We start from the raw sequence: 17880 nt of genomic DNA on the forward strand, positions 1-17880 counted from the left end.
GCCTCGCGGCTCTAGGGGATCGATGACTGAGTATGGCCGGGGCCCAGGCTCCGAACCGTGGCATCCGGAGGACCCGTTGTACGGGGACGGCGGATGGGACGGGCAGCAGCAGGCCCACCAGGGCCATCAGCCTGCCTACGGCGGCCAGCCGCAGCACCACCACTACCCGCAGCAGCCGCAGCAGCCGGGATACGGCGACTGGGGCAACGGACAGGCGCAGCAGTACGACCCGCACCAGTACGGTCAGCAGCAGTACCCGCAGCAGCCCTACGACCCTCAGCAGTACCAGCAGCAGTACATGCCCCCCGCACAGGGCCAGCAGGGGCAGCAGGGCTACAACGAGGGGTATCAGCAAGGCGGCTGGGACGGCACGGGCACCCACGCCCATGTCCCGTACGCCGCCGACCCCGGTGACCCTTACGGCCAGCAGCCCGCCGCGTACGGGGCCGAGCAGCCCGACTTCTACGGCACCCCGGACGCTTATCCGCCGCCGGAACCTCCTGCCCGGCGGGTCACCGAACCGGAGCCTGCCGCGGAGCCGGAGGCAGAGGAGAAACCCGACTGGGACCCCGGGCCCGACCAGGGCGAGCACGCCTTCTTCGCGGGCGGGGACGCCGGCGACGACGAGGACGACGACGATCCCGACGGCCGCGGGGGCCGCAGGGGGCGCGGCGGCAAGGAAGCCAAGGGCGGCAAGGGCAAGAAGAAGAGCCGCAACGGGTGCGCCTGTCTGGTGGTCGTCCTGGTGTTCGCTGGTGGTCTCGGCGGGGTCGGCTACTTCGGCTACCACTTCTACCAGAATCGTTACGGCGCGGCCCCGGACTACGCCGGCAACGGCACGAGCCAGACGGTCAGCGTCCAGGTGCCCGAGGGCTCGGGCGGAGCGGCGATCGGCCGGCTGCTGAAGGAGGCCGGGGTCGTCAAGAGCGTCGACGCCTTCGTCTCCGCGGCCACCAACAACCCCGACGGGGACAAGATCCAGGCGGGCGCGTACATCCTGAAGAAGGAGATGTCCGCGAAGGCCGCGGTCGAGATGATGCTCGACGGCGACAGCCAGGCCAATGTGCTGGTCGCGCCCGGCCAGCGCAATGTGCAGATCTACAAGGCCATCGACGAGAAACTCGACGTTTCCGCCGGCACCACCCGCAAGGTCGCCGAGAAGGGCTGGAAGACTCTCGGACTGCCCAAGTGGGCGAACGACAACAGCAACATAAAGGACCCCCTGGAGGGCTTCCTCTTCCCGGGCACCTATCCCGCGGCCAAGGGCATGAAGCCCGAGGCGGTGCTCAAGGGGATGGTGACCAACGCCGCGAAGAAGTACGCGGAGTACGACCTCGAGGCCAAGGCCAAGACGTTCAAGCTGAGCAGCCCGCTCCAGATGGTCACGGTCGCGAGCCTCGTCCAGGCCGAGGGCAAGACCGTCGAGGACTACCGCAAGATGGCGGAGGTGATCTACAACCGCCTCGACCGCGCGAACCCCGAGACGTACGGATTCCTGCAGTTCGACTCGACCTTCAACTACCTGAGGGGCGAAAGCAAGATCAATATCAGCGAGTCGGAGATCAACAGCAACAAGGATCCGTACAACACCTACACCAACAAGGGCCTGCCGCCCGGACCGATCGGCAACCCCGGCGATGTCGCCATCAAGGCGATGCTGAATCCGACCGACGACGGCTGGTACTACTTCGTGGCGACCGACGGGGTGAGCAAGACCGAATTCGCCAAGACGCACGCAGATTTCCTGAAGCTCAAGGACAAGTTCGATGAGAGCACGGGCAACTGACGCCCATCGGGCCGCCGTTCTCGGCAGCCCCATCGCCCACTCCCTCTCCCCGGTGCTGCACCGCGCCGCCTACGAGGCGCTCGAACTCACCGACTGGACGTACGACCGCTTCGAGATCGACGAGGCCGCCCTGCCCGGCTTCGTCGACGGACTCGGCGGGGAGTGGGCCGGGCTGTCCCTGACCATGCCGCTCAAGCGGGCCGTGATCCCGCTGCTCGACGAGATCAGCGAGACGGCCGCCTCGGTGGACGCGGTCAACACGCTGGTGTTCACCGAGGACGGCCGCCGCGTCGGCGACAACACCGACATCCCCGGCATGGTCGCCGCCCTGCGCGAGCACGGCGTCGAGCAGGTCGACGCGGCCGCGATCCTCGGCGCAGGCGCCACCGCGTCCTCGGCGCTCGCCGCCCTGTCCCGGGTCTGCTCCGGCGAGATCGTCGCGTACGTCCGCAGCGAGGCCCGGGCCGCCGAGATGCGGCAGTGGGGCGAGCGCCTCGACGTCGAGGTCCGGATCGCCGACTGGTCCGAGGCTCCCGAGGCCCTCGGCTTCCCGCTGGTCGTCGCGACCACCCCCGCCGGGACGACGGACGCCCTGGCGGCCTCGGTGCCCGAGCGCCCCGCCACCCTCTTCGACGTCCTGTACGACCCCTGGCCGACCGGGCTGGCCGCCCGCTGGTCCATGTTCGGCGGGGCCGTCGTCAGCGGGCTCGACCTCCTCGTCCACCAGGCCGTACTCCAGGTCGAACAGATGACCGGCATCGCCCCGGCCCCGCTGGAGGCCATGCGCAAGGCGGGCGAACACGCCCTCACGTCCCGGCGGAGCGGCCGGCCCTGAACAGGGCCGCCGCGCGCCGCGCCCGGGGCCGTCGATAACGAGCGGCGCGTCCGCCGTTTCGTCCGTCTAATGGACCGGGCGCCCGGTCCGTGCCCCGGACGTGGGAGGATCGAGGTGGCCGGCCGGAGCCGCGCACCCGGTCGGGCCAGGACGTACGCGAGGACGCGCGTAGGGCAGTACCGGGGCGCGAGCACTGAGGAGCATCGTTGAGCAGGCTGCGTTGGCTGACCGCGGGGGAGTCCCACGGTCCCGCACTTGTCGCGACGCTGGAGGGCCTTCCCGCCGGCGTGCCGATCACCACGGAGATGGTGGCCGACCACCTCGCGCGGCGGCGGCTCGGCTACGGTCGCGGCGCGCGGATGAAGTTCGAGCGCGACGAGGTCACCTTCCTCGGCGGCGTCCGGCACGGCCTGACCCTGGGCTCCCCGATCGCGATCATGGTCGGCAACACCGAGTGGCCCAAGTGGGAACAGGTCATGTCGGCCGACCCGGTCGACCCGGAGATCCTCGCCGGCCTCGCCCGCAACGCCCCGCTGACCCGCCCCCGCCCCGGCCACGCCGACCTGGCCGGTATGCAGAAGTACGGCTTCGACGAGGCCCGCCCGATCCTGGAGCGCGCCTCCGCCCGCGAGACGGCCGCCCGCGTGGCCCTCGGCGCGATCGCCCGCTCGTACCTCAAGGAGACGGCCGGCATCGAGATCGTCTCCCACGTGATCGAACTGGCCGCCGCCAGGGCGCCCTACGGCGTCTACCCCACCCCCGCCGACGTCGAGAAGCTGGACGCCGACCCGGTGCGCTGCCTGGACGCCGACGCCTCGAAGGCGATGGTCGCGGAGATCGACCAGGCCCACAAGGACGGCGACACCCTCGGCGGCGTGGTCGAGGTCCTGGCGTACGACGTACCCGTGGGCCTCGGCTCCCACGTCCACTGGGACCGCCGCCTCGACGCCCGGCTCGCCGCCGCCCTCATGGGCATCCAGGCCATCAAGGGCGTCGAGGTCGGCGACGGCTTCGACCTCGCGCGCGTGCCCGGCTCCAAGGCCCACGACGAGATCCTCACCACCCCCGAGGGCATCCGGCGCTCCTCCGGCCGCTCCGGCGGCACCGAGGGCGGTCTGACCACCGGCGAGCTGCTGCGCGTACGCGCCGCGATGAAGCCGATCGCGACCGTGCCGCGCGCCCTGCGGACGGTCGACGTGACCACCGGCGAGGAGGCCCAGGCGCACCACCAGCGCTCCGACGTCTGCGCGGTCCCCGCGGCCGGCATCGTCGCCGAGGCCATGGTGGCCCTCGTCCTGGCGGACGCCGTCGCGGAGAAGTTCGGCGGCGACAGCGTCCCCGAGACCCGCCGCAACGTCCGGTCCTACCTCGACCACCTCCACATCCGATGAGCGGGCCCCTGGTCGTCCTGGTCGGCCCGATGGGCGTCGGCAAGTCCACCGTCGGGCAGCTCCTCGCCGAGCGGCTCGGCGTCGGCTACCGGGACACCGACGACGACATCGTCACCGAGCAGGGCCGCAGCATCGCGGAGATCTTCGTCGACGAGGGCGAGGAGACGTTCCGCGCGCTCGAGAAGGCGGCCGTGCGACGCGCGCTCGCCGAGCACCGGGGCGTCCTGGCCCTCGGCGGCGGTTCCGTCCTGGACGCCGACAGCCGCGCCCTGCTGGCGGACCAGCGCGTGGTCTATCTGTCGATGGAGGTCGAGGAGGCCGTCCAGCGCACCGGCCTCAACGCGGCCCGCCCGCTGCTCGCCGTCAACCCGCGCAAGCAGTGGCGCGAGCTGATGGAGGCCCGCCGCAGCCTGTACGAGGGCATCGCCACCGCCGTCGTACCGACCGACGGCCGTACGCCCGAAGAGGTCACCCAAGCCGCCCTGGACGCACTGGAGTTGAAGGAAGCATGAGCAGCAGTGAGGCGGTGACCCGGATCCGGGTCGGCGGCAGCGCGGGCTCCGAGCCGTACGAGGTCCTGGTCGGCCGTCAGCTCCTCGGCGAGCTCGGCGGACTGATCGGCCCCAAGGCCAGGCGCGTCGCGGTGATCCACCCCGAGGCCCTCGCCGAGACCGGGGACGCGCTCCGCGCCGACCTCGTCGAGCAGGGCTACGAGGCCGTCGCCATCCAGGTGCCCAACGCGGAGGAGGCGAAGACCGCCGAGGTCGCCGCGTACTGCTGGAAGGCTCTCGGCCAGTCCGGCTTCACCCGCACCGACGTGGTCGTGGGCGTCGGCGGCGGCGCGACCACCGACCTCGCCGGGTTCGTGGCCGCCACCTGGCTGCGCGGGGTGCGCTGGATCGCCGTACCGACCACCGTGCTCGCCATGGTCGACGCGGCCGTCGGCGGCAAGACCGGCATCAACACCGCCGAGGGCAAGAACCTCGTCGGCGCCTTCCATCCGCCGGCCGGGGTGCTGTGCGACCTGGCCGCGCTGGACTCCCTCCCGGTCAACGACTACGTCTCCGGGCTCGCCGAGATCATCAAGGCCGGCTTCATCGCCGACCCGGCCATCCTCGACCTCATCGAGTCCGACCCCGAGGCCGCCCGCACCCCGGCCGGCCCGCACACCGCCGAGCTCATCGAACGCTCCATCAAGGTCAAGGCGGACGTGGTCTCCTCCGACCTGAAGGAGTCGGGTCTGCGGGAGATCCTCAACTACGGCCACACCCTCGCGCACGCCATCGAGAAGAACGAGCGCTACAAGTGGCGCCACGGCGCCGCCGTGTCCGTCGGCATGCACTTCGCCGCAGAGCTGGGCCGCCTCGCGGGCCGTCTGGACGACGCGACGGCGGACCGCCACCGCACGATCCTGGAATCGGTCGGTCTTCCCCTCCACTACCGCCACGACCAGTGGCCCAAGCTGCTGGAGACCATGAAGGTCGACAAGAAGTCGCGGGGCGACCTGCTGCGCTTCATCGTCCTCGACGGACTCGCCAAGCCGACCGTCCTGGAGGGCCCCGACCCGGCGGTGCTGCTCGCCGCCTACGGCGAAGTCGGCCAGTAGGTCCCGCGGGATCCCTTCCGCCCGATTCGCCTTTCACAGCGGGCACTTCGGACCGCCCCCGGCCGTTCACCAAACGACGGCCGGGGGCGGTACCGTTCAGAATCGAAAACGGGGGCAGCTCCCCCAGCCAGCGGCCCATTGCCTGTACGAGACGGAGTGGCACCGGATGCAGCACGCAGTGGGTTCTCCGCTGCCGCCGCCCCACCAGCAGGGGCACGGTCCGGCCGCCGGCTGGTCGCCGGCCGCACACCACCCGGGCCCGCCCCAGCCGGGCAGCCCTCCGCAGCAGCCGGGCTACCTCGGCGCCCCACCGCCTTCCGGGCCCGTCCCGCCGGCGCCCCGGCCCCCGGTCCCGCCCGTGCCGCCGCCCCCGGCCCCGCAGCACGCGCCCGCCCCGGCCGGCACCGAGGTCACCGGTCATGTCCCGCTGCCGCCCGGCGGCCCCGTGACGATGCCCACCGCCCCGCCCACGGCACCCGGCCCGGACCTCGCGACCACCACCGTGGCCGTGCTCCTCATCGGCCCCGCGGGCGCCGGCAAGACCAGCGTCGCCAAGTTCTGGGCCGACCACCGCCGGGTCCCCACCGCCCACGTCAGCCTCGACGACGTCCGCGAATGGGTCCGCTCGGGCTTCGCCGACCCCCAGCGCGGCTGGAACGACCACTCCGAGGCGCAGTACCGCCTGGCCCGCCGCACCTGCGGCTTCGCCGCCCGCAACTTCCTGGCCAACGGGATCTCCTGCATCCTCGACGACGCGATCTTCCCCGACCGCCCGGTCGTCGGCCTCGGCGGCTGGAAGCGCCACGTCGGCCCCGGCCTCCTGCCGGTCGTCCTCCTCCCCGGCCTGGAGGTCGTCCTGGAACGCAACGCCCAGCGCTCCGGCAACCGCCGCCTCACCGACGAGGAGGTCGCCCGCATCCACGGCCGCATGGCCGGCTGGTACGGCTCGGGCCTTCCGATCATCGACAACTCCCACCTGGACGTCCCGTCGACGGCAAAGGTCCTGGACGACGTCCTGTCGAGAGCGATCGCCAGCCCACCGAAGTGGTAGAGCACGTGATCTCTTAGGGGCGCGGGGAACTGCGCGACAAGCCCCCACCGTCCCGCACCCGACAACGCACCCGCTCCCACCCCCGCCCCCCACTCGGCCCCTCCCAACCGGCACATTCCCCGCACCCCTCATACGCTCGACACATGTCAGAGGTGTACGGGACCCGCCGCGCGCGACTCAGAGACCGCTGCAGCTCCAGCGGCAGCGCCTCCGCGTTGATCTCCCGCCCGGCCAACGTGAGATACCTCGCAGGCGCGGCCCCGCAGGGCGCCGTCCTGCTCCTGGGCAAGCAGGAGGACCTCCTCGTCTGCGCGGGCCCGCCCGACGACCGCCCCGCCGAGGGAGCCCGCCCGGACGAGCACCTCCGGGTCCACACCCTGCCCCACGCCGGCGGCGACCCCGCCGTCGCCGCCGCGGGCATCCTCACGGCCGAGGGCGGAGACTCCCTGGCCGTCGAGGAACACCACCTCACGGTGGCCCGCCACCGCGCCCTGCGCTCGGTCGCCCCCCGCCTGCGCCTCGCCGACCTAGGCGGCGCCGTGGAACAGCTCCGCGTCGTCAAGGACGAGGAGGAGATCTCCTGCCTCCGCGTCGGCGCCGAGATCGCCGACCAGGCCCTCGGCGAGCTGCTGGAGTCCATCCTCGTCGGCCGCACCGAGCGTCATCTCGCCCTCGAACTCGAACGCCGGCTCGTCGACCACGGCGCCGACGGCCCGGCCTTCCCCACCTCGGTCGCCACCGGCCCCAACTCCGGCCGCCCCGGCCACCGTCCCACGGACCGGAGGGTCGAGGAGGGCGACTTCCTCTCGGTCTGCCTCGGCGCAACCTACCGCGGCTACCGCTGCGAGATCGGCCGCACGTTCGTCATCGGTACGTCCCCCGCCGACTGGCAGATCGAGCTGTACGACCTCGTCTTCGCAGCCCAGCGCGCCGGGCGCGAGTCCCTGGCGCCCGGCGCCGCCTACCGCGACGTGGACCGCGCCGCCCGCCAGGTACTGGACTCCGCGGGGTACGCCCGGGGTCTCCCGGCGCTGACGGGGCACGGGGTCGGACTCGAAATCGACGAGGACCCGCAGTTGACTCCCGCGGCCATGGGTAAACTGGACGCTTGCGTGCCGGTCACCGTCGAACCGGGGGTCCACCTCCCGGGCCGGGGCGGTGTCCGGATCGATGACACGCTCGTCGTGCGCCCCGAGGCGGACGGCGGACCCGAGCTACTCACCATCACGACCAAGGAGCTGCTCGCGCTGTAGAGGTGCGTGCCCCGGGGTCGTCCACGTCAGTCCAGGAGATTCCGCAACCGTGGCTTCCACGAACGACCTCAAGAACGGCCTGGTGCTCAAGCTCGAAGGCGGCCAGCTCTGGTCCGTCGTCGAGTTCCAGCACGTCAAGCCCGGCAAGGGCCCGGCCTTCGTGCGCACCAAGCTCAAGAACGTGCTGTCCGGCAAGGTGGTCGACAAGACCTTCAACGCCGGCGTCAAGGTCGAGACGGCCACTGTCGACAAGAGCGACATGCAGTTCTCGTACATGGACGGCGACTACTTCGTCTTCATGGACATGGAGACCTACGACCAGCTGCACATCGACCGGAAGACCGTCGGCGACGCCGCGAACTTCCTCGTCGAGGGCTTCGAGGCCACGGTCGCCCGCCATGAGGGCGAGGTGCTCTTCGTCGAGCTGCCGGCCGCCGTCGAACTGACCATCGCCGAGACCGAGCCGGGCCTGCAGGGCGACCGCTCCACGGGCGGCACCAAGCCCGCCAAGCTGGAGACCGGCCACCAGATCCAGGTCCCGCTCTTCATCACCACCGGTGAGAAGATCAAGGTCGACACCCGCACCAGCGACTACCTCGGCCGGGTGAACAGCTAACCGTGGCTGCCCGCAACACGGCCCGCAAGCGCGCCTTCCAGATCCTCTTCGAGGGCGACCAGCGCGGCGCCGACGTCCTCACGGTCCTCGCGGACTGGGTCCGGCACTCCCGGGCCGACACCCGGCAGCCGCCGGTGAGCGAGTACACGATGCAGTTGGTCGAGGGCTACGCGGACCACGTGAAGCGGATCGACGAGCTGATCGCGCAGTACTCCGTGGGCTGGACGCTCGACCGGATGCCGGTCGTCGACCGCAACATCCTGCGGCTCGGCGCCTATGAGCTGATCTGGGTCGACGAGACCCCGGACGCCGTCGTCATCGACGAGATGGTGCAGCTCGCGAAGGAGTTCTCCACCGACGACTCGCCGTCGTTCGTCAACGGCCTGCTCGCCCGGCTGAAGGAGCTCAAGCCGTCCCTGCGCCGGGACGAGGCGTAAGCGGTACGACGAACGCCGGAGGGCCCGCAGCGTCCATGCTGCGGGCCCTCCGGCGTATCGGTGCCCCCGGCGCCGCGCAGGCCTTCAGAACGCCGTCGGGGTGGCCGGAACCGCTTGGTTCCGGCCACCCCGACGGTACGTTTCTGCTCAGCCGCGGAGCGGCTCAGCCCTCCTCGTGGGAGACCGCGCGACGCGCGTCGGCGTCCAGCACGCCCCAGCTGATGAGCTGCTCGGTGAGGACCGAGGGCGACTGGTCGTAGATGACGGCCAGGGTGCGCAGGTCGTCCTGGCGGATCGACAGCACCTTGCCGTTGTAGTCACCGCGCTGGGACTGGATCGTCGCCGCGTAGCGCTGCAGGGGGCCGGCCTTCTCGACCGGCACATGGGCCAGTCGCTCCAGGTCCAGGACCAGCTTCGGCGGCGGCTCGGCCGCCCCGCCGGGGGTGGTGCCGGGCAGCAGCTCCTGTACGGGGACGCCGTAGAAGTCCGCCAGCTCGGCGAGGCGCTGCACGGTCACGGCACGGTCGCCGCGCTCGTACGAACCGACCACGACCGCCTTCCAGCGTCCCTGGGACTTCTCCTCGACACCGTGGAGGGAAAGGCCCTGCTGGGTGCGGATCGCCCGGAGCTTGGCCCCGAGCTGTTTGGCGTATTCGCTGGACATATAGCTCCCCGGCACTGGGTCGACGCGGCCGGCTTTGGGTTCCGTACCGCGCGGCTGGTAACTCATTGTGAGGTTACGCAGCGTGATTCTTCTGCGTCAAGCCGAATGGTCCACACCGACTCTTCCGTGGTATCGATGGCCGATTACGCCAAGGGGGTGATCAGGGCGTCCCCGCGGGCTGCTACGGTGGATGGCGCAAACCCGACGTCCTTTAAGATCCGTCCCGTGAGGCGGAGAAGGAGGTCCCTTTCGTATGGACTCCCCAACGTCCGATGCGCGGCCCGTCCTCGAAGGCCCCGACATCGCGCGGGTGCTGACCCGCATCGCCCACGAGATCGTCGAGCGTGCCAAGGGTGCCGACGACGTGGTGCTCCTCGGCATTCCCACCCGGGGTGTGTTCCTCGCCCAGCGGCTCGCCGTCAAGCTCGAGCAGATCACCGACCGCAAGATCCCGGTCGGCTCCCTCGACATCACCATGTACCGCGACGACCTGCGGATGCATCCGCCGCGTGCGCTGGCCCGCACCGAGATCCCCGGTGACGGCATCGACGGCAAGCTCGTCGTCCTCGTCGACGACGTGCTCTTCTCAGGCCGCACCATCCGCGCCGCCCTCGACGCCCTGAACGACATCGGGCGCCCGCGCGCGGTGCAGCTCGCGGTCCTCGTCGACCGGGGCCACCGCGAACTGCCCATCCGCGCCGACTACGTCGGCAAGAACCTCCCCACGTCGCTGCGGGAGACGGTCAAGGTCCAGCTCGCCGAGGAGGACGGTCGCGACACCGTGCTGCTCGGTGTGCAGCGGACCGCCCGGCAGTAGCACGCGCGCGTGCGGCCCGGTGGGCCGCAGGCCCCGCCGCCGTGCCCCTGTCTGCCCGAAACCTCCCGAATTCCCTTACGGAGCCTGACAGATGCAGCGTCATCTCATCTCGGCCGCCGACCTCACCCGCGACGACGCCGTCCTGATCCTCGACACCGCCGAGGAGATGGCCCGGGTCGCCGACCGGCCCATCAAGAAACTCCCCACCCTGCGCGGCCGCACGATCGTCAACCTCTTCTTCGAGGACTCCACGCGCACGCGTATCTCGTTCGAGGCCGCCGAGAAGCGCCTGTCCGCGGACGTGATCAACTTCTCCGCCAAGGGCTCCAGCGTGTCCAAGGGCGAGTCCCTGAAGGACACCGCCCAGACGCTGGAGGCCATGGGCGTCGACGCCGTCGTCATCCGGCACGGCGCGTCGGGGGCCCCGTACCGGCTCGCCACCTCCGGCTGGATCGACGCGGTCGTCGTCAACGCCGGGGACGGCACCCACCAGCACCCCACCCAGGCGCTCCTGGACGCGTTCACCATGCGCCGCCGGCTGATCGGCCGGGACGCGGGGATCGGGCAGGACCTCTCCGGCAGGCGCATCACCCTCGTCGGCGACGTCCTGCACAGCCGGGTCGCCCGCTCCAACGTCGACCTGCTGCACACGCTGGGCGCCGAGGTCACCCTGGTCGCCCCGCCCACCCTGGTGCCGGTCGGCGTGGAGAACTGGCCCTGCGAGGTGTCGTACGACCTCGACGCCGTCCTGCCCAAGTCCGACGCCGTGATGATGCTCCGCGTCCAGCGCGAGCGCATGAACGCCGCCTTCTTCCCGACCGAGCGCGAGTACTCGCGGCGCTACGGCCTCGACGGCGACCGCATGGCGCGGATGCCCGAGCACGCCATCGTGATGCACCCCGGGCCGATGGTCCGCGGCATGGAGATCACCGCCGAGGTCGCCGACTCCGAGCGCTGCACCGTCGTCGAGCAGGTCGCCAACGGCGTGTCGATCCGGATGGCCGTCCTCTACCTGCTCCTGGGCGGCAACGAGCCCGCCGTCAGCCACGCCCGCACCACCGAGGAGAAGTAAGAACCCATGAGCAAGATCCTGATCCGTGGTGCGAAGGTGCTCGGCGGCGAGCCGCAGGACGTCCTGATCGACGGTTCCACCGTCGCCGAGGTGGGCACGGGCCTGAGCGCCGAGGGCGCCGAGGTCGTCGAGGCCGCCGGCAAGGTGCTGCTGCCGGGCCTGGTCGACCTGCACACCCATCTGCGCGAGCCGGGCCGAGAGGACTCCGAGACCGTGCTCACCGGCACGCGCGCGGCGGCCTCCGGCGGCTACACCGCCGTGTTCGCCATGGCCAACACCTTCCCGGTCGCCGACACCGCCGGCGTCGTCGAGCAGGTCTACCGGCTCGGCCAGGAGCACGGCTACTGCGACGTGCAGCCGATCGGCGCCGTCACCGTCGGCCTGGAGGGCAGGAAGCTCGCCGAGCTCGGCGCCATGCACGAGAGCGCGGCCGGCGTCACCGTCTTCTCCGACGACGGCAAGTGCGTCGACGACGCGGTGATCATGCGACGCGCGCTCGAGTACGTGAAGGCCTTCGGCGGGGTCGTCGCCCAGCACGCCCAGGAGCCGCGGCTGACCGAGGGCGCCCAGATGAACGAGGGCGTCGTCTCCGCCGAGCTGGGCCTCGGGGGCTGGCCCGCGGTGGCCGAGGAGTCGATCATCGCCCGGGATGTCCTGCTCGCCGAGCACGTCGGCTCCCGCGTCCACATCTGCCACCTGTCGACCGCCGGCTCCGTCGAGATCGTCCGCTGGGCCAAGTCCCGCGGCATCGACGTCACCGCCGAGGTCACCCCGCACCACCTGCTCCTCACCGACGAGCTGGTCCGCTCGTACAACCCCGTCTACAAGGTCAACCCGCCGCTGCGCACCGAACGCGACGTACGCGCCCTGCGCGAGGCCCTCGCCGACGGCACGATCGACATCGTCGCCACCGACCACGCCCCGCACCCCCACGAGGACAAGGACTGCGAGTGGGCCGCCGCCGCCATGGGGATGGTGGGCCTGGAGACCGCGCTGTCGGTGGTCCAGGAGACCATGGTGGAGACGGGCCTGCTCGACTGGGCCGGGGTCGCCGACCGCATGTCCTTCACGCCCGCGCGGATCGGCCGGGCCACCGGCCACGGACGCCCCGTCTCGGCAGGTGAGCCCGCCAACCTCACGCTCGTCGACACGGCATACCGTGGGTCCGTGGACCCCGCGGGCTTCGCCTCGCGCAGCCGCAACACCCCGTACGAGGGGCGTGAGCTGCCGGGCCGTGTGACGCACACGTGGCTCCGGGGCAAGGCCACGCTCGTCGACGGGAAGCTCACGTGACATCTGCTCTACTGCTCGCGGCCGGGAAGCAATCGGCCGAAGTGACCGACTGGGCCGCGCGGATCGGCTGGGTGGTCGGCCTCGGACTCTTCGTCGCGCTCGTCTACTGGCTGATGCGCGAGGGCTGGAAGTGGCGCGGCACCCTCCAGGGCGACCTTCCCGAGCTTCCCACCGCGCCGGACGAGCCCGGCGAGGCGAGACTGACGATGAGCGGCCGCTACCACGGCTCCACCACCGCCGGGCAGTGGCTCGACCGCATCGTGGCGCACGGCCTGGGCACCCGCAGCCGCGTCGAGCTGACGCTCACCGACGCGGGCCTGGACGTCGTACGCCCCGGCGCGACCGACTTCTTCGTCCCGGCCGCGGCGCTGCGCGAGGCGCTGCTCGGCAAGGGCATCGCCGGCAAGGTCCTCACCGAGGGCGGACTGCTGGTGGTGACCTGGCAGCACGGCGACAAGCTGATCGACTCCGGTTTCCGCTCCGACCACGCGGCCGAGCACACCGAGTGGGTCGAAGCCATCAATTCCATGATCAAGAACAACACGACGGAAGGCGCCGAACGATGACGACCTCCACCAGGGGAGCTGCGAAGACTCCCGCCGTACTCGTCCTGGAGGACGGCCGCATCTTCCGCGGCCGCGCCTACGGGGCCGTGGGGGAGACCTTCGGCGAAGCGGTGTTCTCCACCGGCATGACCGGCTACCAGGAGACCCTGACCGACCCGTCGTACGACCGCCAGATCGTCGTCGCGACCGCCCCCCAGATCGGCAACACCGGCTGGAACGACGAGGACGACGAGTCGAGCCGCATCTGGGTCTCCGGCTACGTCGTGCGCGACCCCGCGCGCGTGCCGTCCAACTGGCGCGCCCGCCGCTCCCTGGACGACGAACTGGTCGCCCAGGACATCGTCGGGATCTCCGGCATCGACACCCGCGCCCTCACCCGCCATCTGCGCGAGCGCGGCTCCATGCGGGCCGGCATCTTCTCCGGCGAGGCGGTCGGCGCGGAGACCGAGCTCCTCGCGCGCGTGCAGGCCCAGCCGCAGATGAAGGGCGCGAGCCTCTTCGAGGAGGTCGCGACCAAGGAGGCGTACGTCGTCCCGGCGATCGGCGAGAAGAAGTTCACCGTCGCCGCCGTCGACCTCGGCATCAAGGGCATGACCCCGCACCGGATGGCCCAGCGCGGCATCGAGGTGCACGTGCTGCCCGCCACCGCGACCGCCGACGACGTCTACGCCGTGAACCCCGACGGCGTGTTCTTCTCCAACGGCCCCGGAGACCCGGCCACCGCCGACGGCCCGGTCGCCCTCATGACCGCCGTCCTGGAGCGCAGGACGCCGCTCTTCGGCATCTGCTTCGGCAACCAGATCCTCGGCCGCGCCCTCGGCTTCGGCACCTACAAGCTGAAGTACGGCCACCGGGGCATCAACCAGCCGGTCCAGGACCGCACGACCGGCAAGGTCGAGGTCACCGCGCACAACCACGGCTTCGCCGTCGACGCGCCGCTCGACCGGGTCAGCGAGACGCCGTTCGGCCGCGCCGAGGTGTCCCACGTCTGCCTCAACGACGACGTCGTGGAGGGGCTCCAGCTGCTCGACCAGCCGGGCTTCTCCGTCCAGTACCACCCCGAAGCGGCAGCCGGCCCGCACGACGCCGCCTACCTGTTCGACCGCTTCGTATCCCTGATGGAGGGCCAGCGTGCCTAAGCGCACCGATATCCAGTCCGTCCTGGTCATCGGCTCCGGCCCGATCGTCATCGGCCAGGCCGCCGAGTTCGACTACTCCGGCACTCAGGCGTGCCGCATCCTGCGCGCCGAGGGCCTCAGGGTCGTCCTGGTCAACTCCAACCCGGCGACGATCATGACCGACCCGGAGATCGCCGACGCCACCTACGTCGAGCCGATCACCCCCGAGTTCGTCGAGAAGATCATCGCCAAGGAGCGCCCCGACGCCCTCCTGCCCACCCTGGGCGGCCAGACGGCCCTCAACACCGCCATCTCGCTGCACGAGAACGGCGTCCTGGAGAAGTACGGCGTCGAGCTGATCGGCGCCAACGTGGAGGCCATCCACAAGGGCGAGGACCGCGACCTGTTCAAGGAGGTCGTCGAGGAGGTCCGCAAGAAGATCGGGCACGGCGAGTCCGCCCGCTCGGTCATCTGCCACACCATGGACGAGGTCCTCGCGGGCGTCGACACCCTCGGCGGCTACCCGGTCGTCGTCCGCCCCTCCTTCACCATGGGCGGCGCCGGCTCCGGCTTCGCCCACGACGAGGAGGAGCTGCGCCGCATCGCGGGCCAGGGCCTCACGCTCTCGCCGACCACCGAGGTGCTCCTGGAGGAGTCCATCCTCGGCTGGAAGGAGTACGAGCTGGAGCTGATGCGCGACAAGCACGACAACGTCGTGGTCGTCTGCTCCATCGAGAACTTCGACCCCATGGGCGTGCACACCGGTGACTCGATCACCGTCGCGCCCTCGATGACGCTCACCGACCGCGAGTACCAGATCCTGCGCGACATCGGCATCGCCGTGATCCGCGAGGTCGGCGTGGACACCGGCGGCTGCAACATCCAGTTCGCGGTGAACCCCGAGGACGGCCGGGTCATCGTCATCGAGATGAACCCGCGCGTGTCGCGGTCCTCCGCGCTCGCCTCCAAGGCGACCGGCTTCCCGATCGCCAAGATCGCCGCCAAGCTCGCCGTCGGCTACACCCTCGACGAGATCCCCAACGACATCACGCAGGAGACCCCGGCCTCCTTCGAGCCCACCCTCGACTACGTGGTCGTCAAGGCCCCCCGGTTCGCCTTCGAGAAGTTCCCGCAGGCCGACTCCACGCTGACCACCACCATGAAGTCGGTCGGCGAGGCCATGGCCATCGGCCGCAACTTCACCGAGGCCTTCCAGAAGGCGCTGCGCTCGCTGGAGAAGAAGGGCAGCCAGTTCACCTTCGTCGGCGAGACCGGCGACAAGGTCGCGCTCCTCGAAGCGGCCGTGCGCCCCACCGACGGCCGGATCAACACCGTCATGGAGGCCATCCGCGCGGGCGCCACGCCGGAGGAGGTCTTCGCGTACACGAAGATCGACCCCTGGTTCGTCGACCAGCTCTTCCTCATCAAGGAGGTCGCGGACGAGCTGGCCGCCGCCGAGCGCCTGGACGCCGACCTGCTCGCCGAGGCCAAGCGGCACGGCTTCTCCGACCAGCAGATCGGCGAGATCCGCGGGCTGCGCGAGGACGTCGTCCGCGAGGTCCGGCACGCGCTGGGCGTGCGCCCGGTCTACAAGACGGTCGACACCTGCGCCGCCGAGTTCGCCGCGAAGACCCCGTACTTCTACTCCTCCTACGACGAGGAGACCGAGGTCGCGCCCCGCGAGAAGCCCGCGGTGATCATCCTGGGCTCCGGCCCCAACCGCATCGGCCAGGGCATCGAGTTCGACTACTCCTGCGTCCACGCCTCCTTCGCGCTGTCCGACGCCGGGTACGAGACCGTGATGGTCAACTGCAACCCGGAGACCGTCTCCACCGACTACGACACCTCCGACCGGCTCTACTTCGAGCCGCTCACCCTGGAGGACGTGCTGGAGATCGTCCACGCGGAGGCACAGGCCGGACCGATCGCCGGAGTCGTCGTCCAGCTCGGCGGCCAGACCCCGCTCGGCCTCGCGCAGGCCCTGAAGGACAACGGCGTGCCGATCGTCGGCACCTCGCCCGAGGCCATCCACGCGGCCGAGGACCGGGGCGCCTTCGGACGCGTCCTCGCCGAGGCCGGCCTGCCCGCCCCCAAGCACGGCACCGCCACCACCTTCGCCGAGGCCAAGGCCATCGCCGACGAGATCGGCTACCCGGTCCTCGTCCGGCCGTCGTACGTCCTCGGCGGCCGCGGCATGGAGATCGTCTACGACGAGACCCGGCTGTCCGCCTACATCGCCGAGTCGACCGAGATCAGCCCCACCCGGCCGGTCCTCGTCGACCGCTTCCTCGACGACGCCATCGAGATCGACGTCGACGCGCTCTACGACGGCACCGAGCTCTACCTCGGCGGCGTCATGGAGCACATCGAGGAGGCCGGCATCCACTCCGGCGACTCCGCCTGCGCCCTGCCCCCGATCACCCTCGGCGGCTTCGACATCAAGCGCCTGCGCGCCTCCACCGAGGCCATCGCCAAGGGCGTCGGCGTGCGCGGCCTGATCAACATCCAGTTCGCGATGGCCGGCGACATCCTCTACGTCCTGGAGGCCAACCCGCGCGCGTCCCGGACCGTCCCCTTCACCTCCAAGGCGACCGCGGTACCGCTCGCGAAGGCCGCCGCCCGCATCTCGCTGGGCGCGACCGTCGCCGAGCTGCGGGCCGAGGGGCTGCTCCCGGCCACCGGCGACGGCGGTGAACTGCCGCTGGACGCGCCGATCTCCGTCAAGGAGGCCGTGATGCCGTGGACCCGCTTCCGCGACCCCTCCGGCCGTGGCGTGGACACCGTCCTCGGCCCGGAGATGCGCTCCACCGGCGAGGTCATGGGCATCGACTCCGTCTTCGGCACGGCGTACGCCAAGTCGCAGGCCGGGGCCTACGGCCCGCTGCCCACCAAGGGCCGCGCGTTCATCTCGGTCGCCAACCGCGACAAGCGCTCGATGATCTTCCCGGCCCGCGAGCTGGTCGCCCACGGGTTCGAGCTGCTCGCCACCTCCGGCACCGCCGAGGTCCTCAAGCGCAACGGCATCAAGGCCACGGTGGTGCGCAAGCAGTTCGAGGGCGCCGGCCCGAACGGCGAGAAGACCATCGTCCAGCTCATCCACGACGGCGAGGTCGACCTCATCGTCAACACCCCGTACGGCACCGGCGGCCGCCTCGACGGCTACGAGATCCGTACGGCGGCCGTGGCCCGGTCCGTGCCGTGCCTGACGACGGTCCAGGCGCTCGCCGCCGCCGTCCAGGGCATCGACGCGCTCAACCACGGCGACGTGGGCGTCCGCTCGCTCCAGGAACACGCGGAACACCTGACCGCGGCCCGCGACTAGCAGCCCGAGGGGGACACCGGAAACGGTGTCCCCCTCTTCATGAGCGCTCTTGA

Annotated in this window: 16 protein-coding genes; 15 read left to right on the forward strand and 1 reads right to left on the reverse strand. The window is 71.1% G+C overall.

The genetic code is table 11. From position 1 onward, the window contains the following. Positions 1–22 precede the first annotated feature (22 nt). The 9 genes from mltG (at position 23) to nusB (ending at position 8975) form a co-directional block, all read left to right on the forward strand. On the forward strand, positions 23–1786 hold the full coding sequence (gene mltG, locus OG852_RS39065) for an endolytic transglycosylase MltG (RefSeq protein WP_330350342.1): 1764 nt from the start codon (positions 23–25) through the stop codon (positions 1784–1786). Then, positions 1767–2621 carry a shikimate dehydrogenase gene (locus tag OG852_RS39070; RefSeq protein WP_330350343.1) on the forward strand — a complete coding sequence of 285 codons (855 nt, stop codon included), beginning with the start codon at positions 1767–1769 and terminating at the stop codon, positions 2619–2621. The genes mltG and OG852_RS39070 overlap by 20 nt, the downstream gene beginning before the upstream one ends. A gap of 206 nt (positions 2622–2827) precedes the next feature. Then, the gene (aroC, locus tag OG852_RS39075; RefSeq protein ID WP_330350344.1) at positions 2828–4012 is read left to right on the forward strand and encodes a chorismate synthase; all 1185 of its coding nucleotides are present in this window, start codon (positions 2828–2830) and stop codon (positions 4010–4012) included. Beyond that, on the forward strand, positions 4009–4524 hold the full coding sequence (locus OG852_RS39080; RefSeq protein WP_330350345.1) for a shikimate kinase: 516 nt from the start codon (positions 4009–4011) through the stop codon (positions 4522–4524). Before aroC ends, OG852_RS39080 begins: the two co-directional genes overlap by 4 nt. Next, the gene (gene aroB, locus OG852_RS39085; protein WP_330350346.1) at positions 4521–5618 is read left to right on the forward strand and encodes a 3-dehydroquinate synthase; all 1098 of its coding nucleotides are present in this window, start codon (positions 4521–4523) and stop codon (positions 5616–5618) included. The genes OG852_RS39080 and aroB overlap by 4 nt, the downstream gene beginning before the upstream one ends. Positions 5619–5784: 166 nt before the next feature. Then, positions 5785–6669 (forward strand): Pro-rich N-terminal domain-containing protein, encoded by an 885-nt coding sequence (locus OG852_RS39090; protein WP_133913323.1) that lies wholly within the window; start codon positions 5785–5787, stop codon positions 6667–6669. 143 nt (positions 6670–6812) lie between these two features. Beyond that, positions 6813–7922 (forward strand): aminopeptidase P family protein, encoded by a 1110-nt coding sequence (locus OG852_RS39095; protein WP_330350347.1) that lies wholly within the window; start codon positions 6813–6815, stop codon positions 7920–7922. A 49-nt stretch (positions 7923–7971) separates the two neighbouring features. Next, positions 7972–8538: an elongation factor P gene (gene efp / locus OG852_RS39100; RefSeq protein WP_133913321.1), complete on the forward strand. Its 567-nt coding sequence runs from the start codon at positions 7972–7974 to the stop codon at positions 8536–8538. Between the two features lie 2 nt (positions 8539–8540). Beyond that, a complete protein-coding gene (nusB, locus tag OG852_RS39105) occupies positions 8541–8975 on the forward strand; it encodes a transcription antitermination factor NusB (RefSeq protein ID WP_133913320.1) in 435 nt (144 codons plus the stop codon). A gap of 163 nt (positions 8976–9138) precedes the next feature. Here nusB and bldD read toward each other — a convergent pair whose 3' ends face one another. Next, complete coding sequence (gene bldD, locus OG852_RS39110; RefSeq protein WP_020128858.1) at positions 9139–9639, reverse strand: transcriptional regulator BldD; 501 nt, start codon at positions 9637–9639, stop codon at positions 9139–9141. Positions 9640–9892: 253 nt separating this feature from the next. Between bldD and pyrR the strand changes: the two genes are divergently transcribed. The 6 genes from pyrR (at position 9893) to carB (ending at position 17827) form a co-directional block, all read left to right on the forward strand. Further along, entirely contained in the window at positions 9893–10456 is a 564-nt protein-coding gene (gene pyrR, locus OG852_RS39115; RefSeq protein WP_133913319.1) for a bifunctional pyr operon transcriptional regulator/uracil phosphoribosyltransferase PyrR, read from the forward strand. A 91-nt stretch (positions 10457–10547) separates the two neighbouring features. Continuing rightward, positions 10548–11528 (forward strand): aspartate carbamoyltransferase catalytic subunit, encoded by a 981-nt coding sequence (locus OG852_RS39120; protein ID WP_133913318.1) that lies wholly within the window; start codon positions 10548–10550, stop codon positions 11526–11528. A gap of 6 nt (positions 11529–11534) precedes the next feature. Then, positions 11535–12821 (forward strand): dihydroorotase, encoded by a 1287-nt coding sequence (locus tag OG852_RS39125; RefSeq protein ID WP_330350348.1) that lies wholly within the window; start codon positions 11535–11537, stop codon positions 12819–12821. Beyond that, positions 12818–13387, forward strand: a complete 570-nt coding sequence (locus OG852_RS39130) for a PH-like domain-containing protein (protein ID WP_133913316.1) — start codon at positions 12818–12820, stop codon at positions 13385–13387. The genes OG852_RS39125 and OG852_RS39130 overlap by 4 nt, the downstream gene beginning before the upstream one ends. Beyond that, positions 13384–14526, forward strand: a complete 1143-nt coding sequence (gene carA, locus OG852_RS39135) for a glutamine-hydrolyzing carbamoyl-phosphate synthase small subunit (protein ID WP_330350349.1) — start codon at positions 13384–13386, stop codon at positions 14524–14526. Before OG852_RS39130 ends, carA begins: the two co-directional genes overlap by 4 nt. Further along, positions 14519–17827, forward strand: coding sequence for a carbamoyl-phosphate synthase large subunit (carB, locus tag OG852_RS39140; protein ID WP_133913314.1), 3309 nt, complete (start codon positions 14519–14521; stop codon positions 17825–17827). The genes carA and carB overlap by 8 nt, the downstream gene beginning before the upstream one ends. The last annotated feature ends 53 nt before the right edge of the window (positions 17828–17880 follow it).

Source organism: Streptomyces sp. NBC_00582 (assembly GCF_036345155.1).
In the GTDB taxonomy this organism is placed as follows: domain Bacteria; phylum Actinomycetota; class Actinomycetes; order Streptomycetales; family Streptomycetaceae; genus Streptomyces.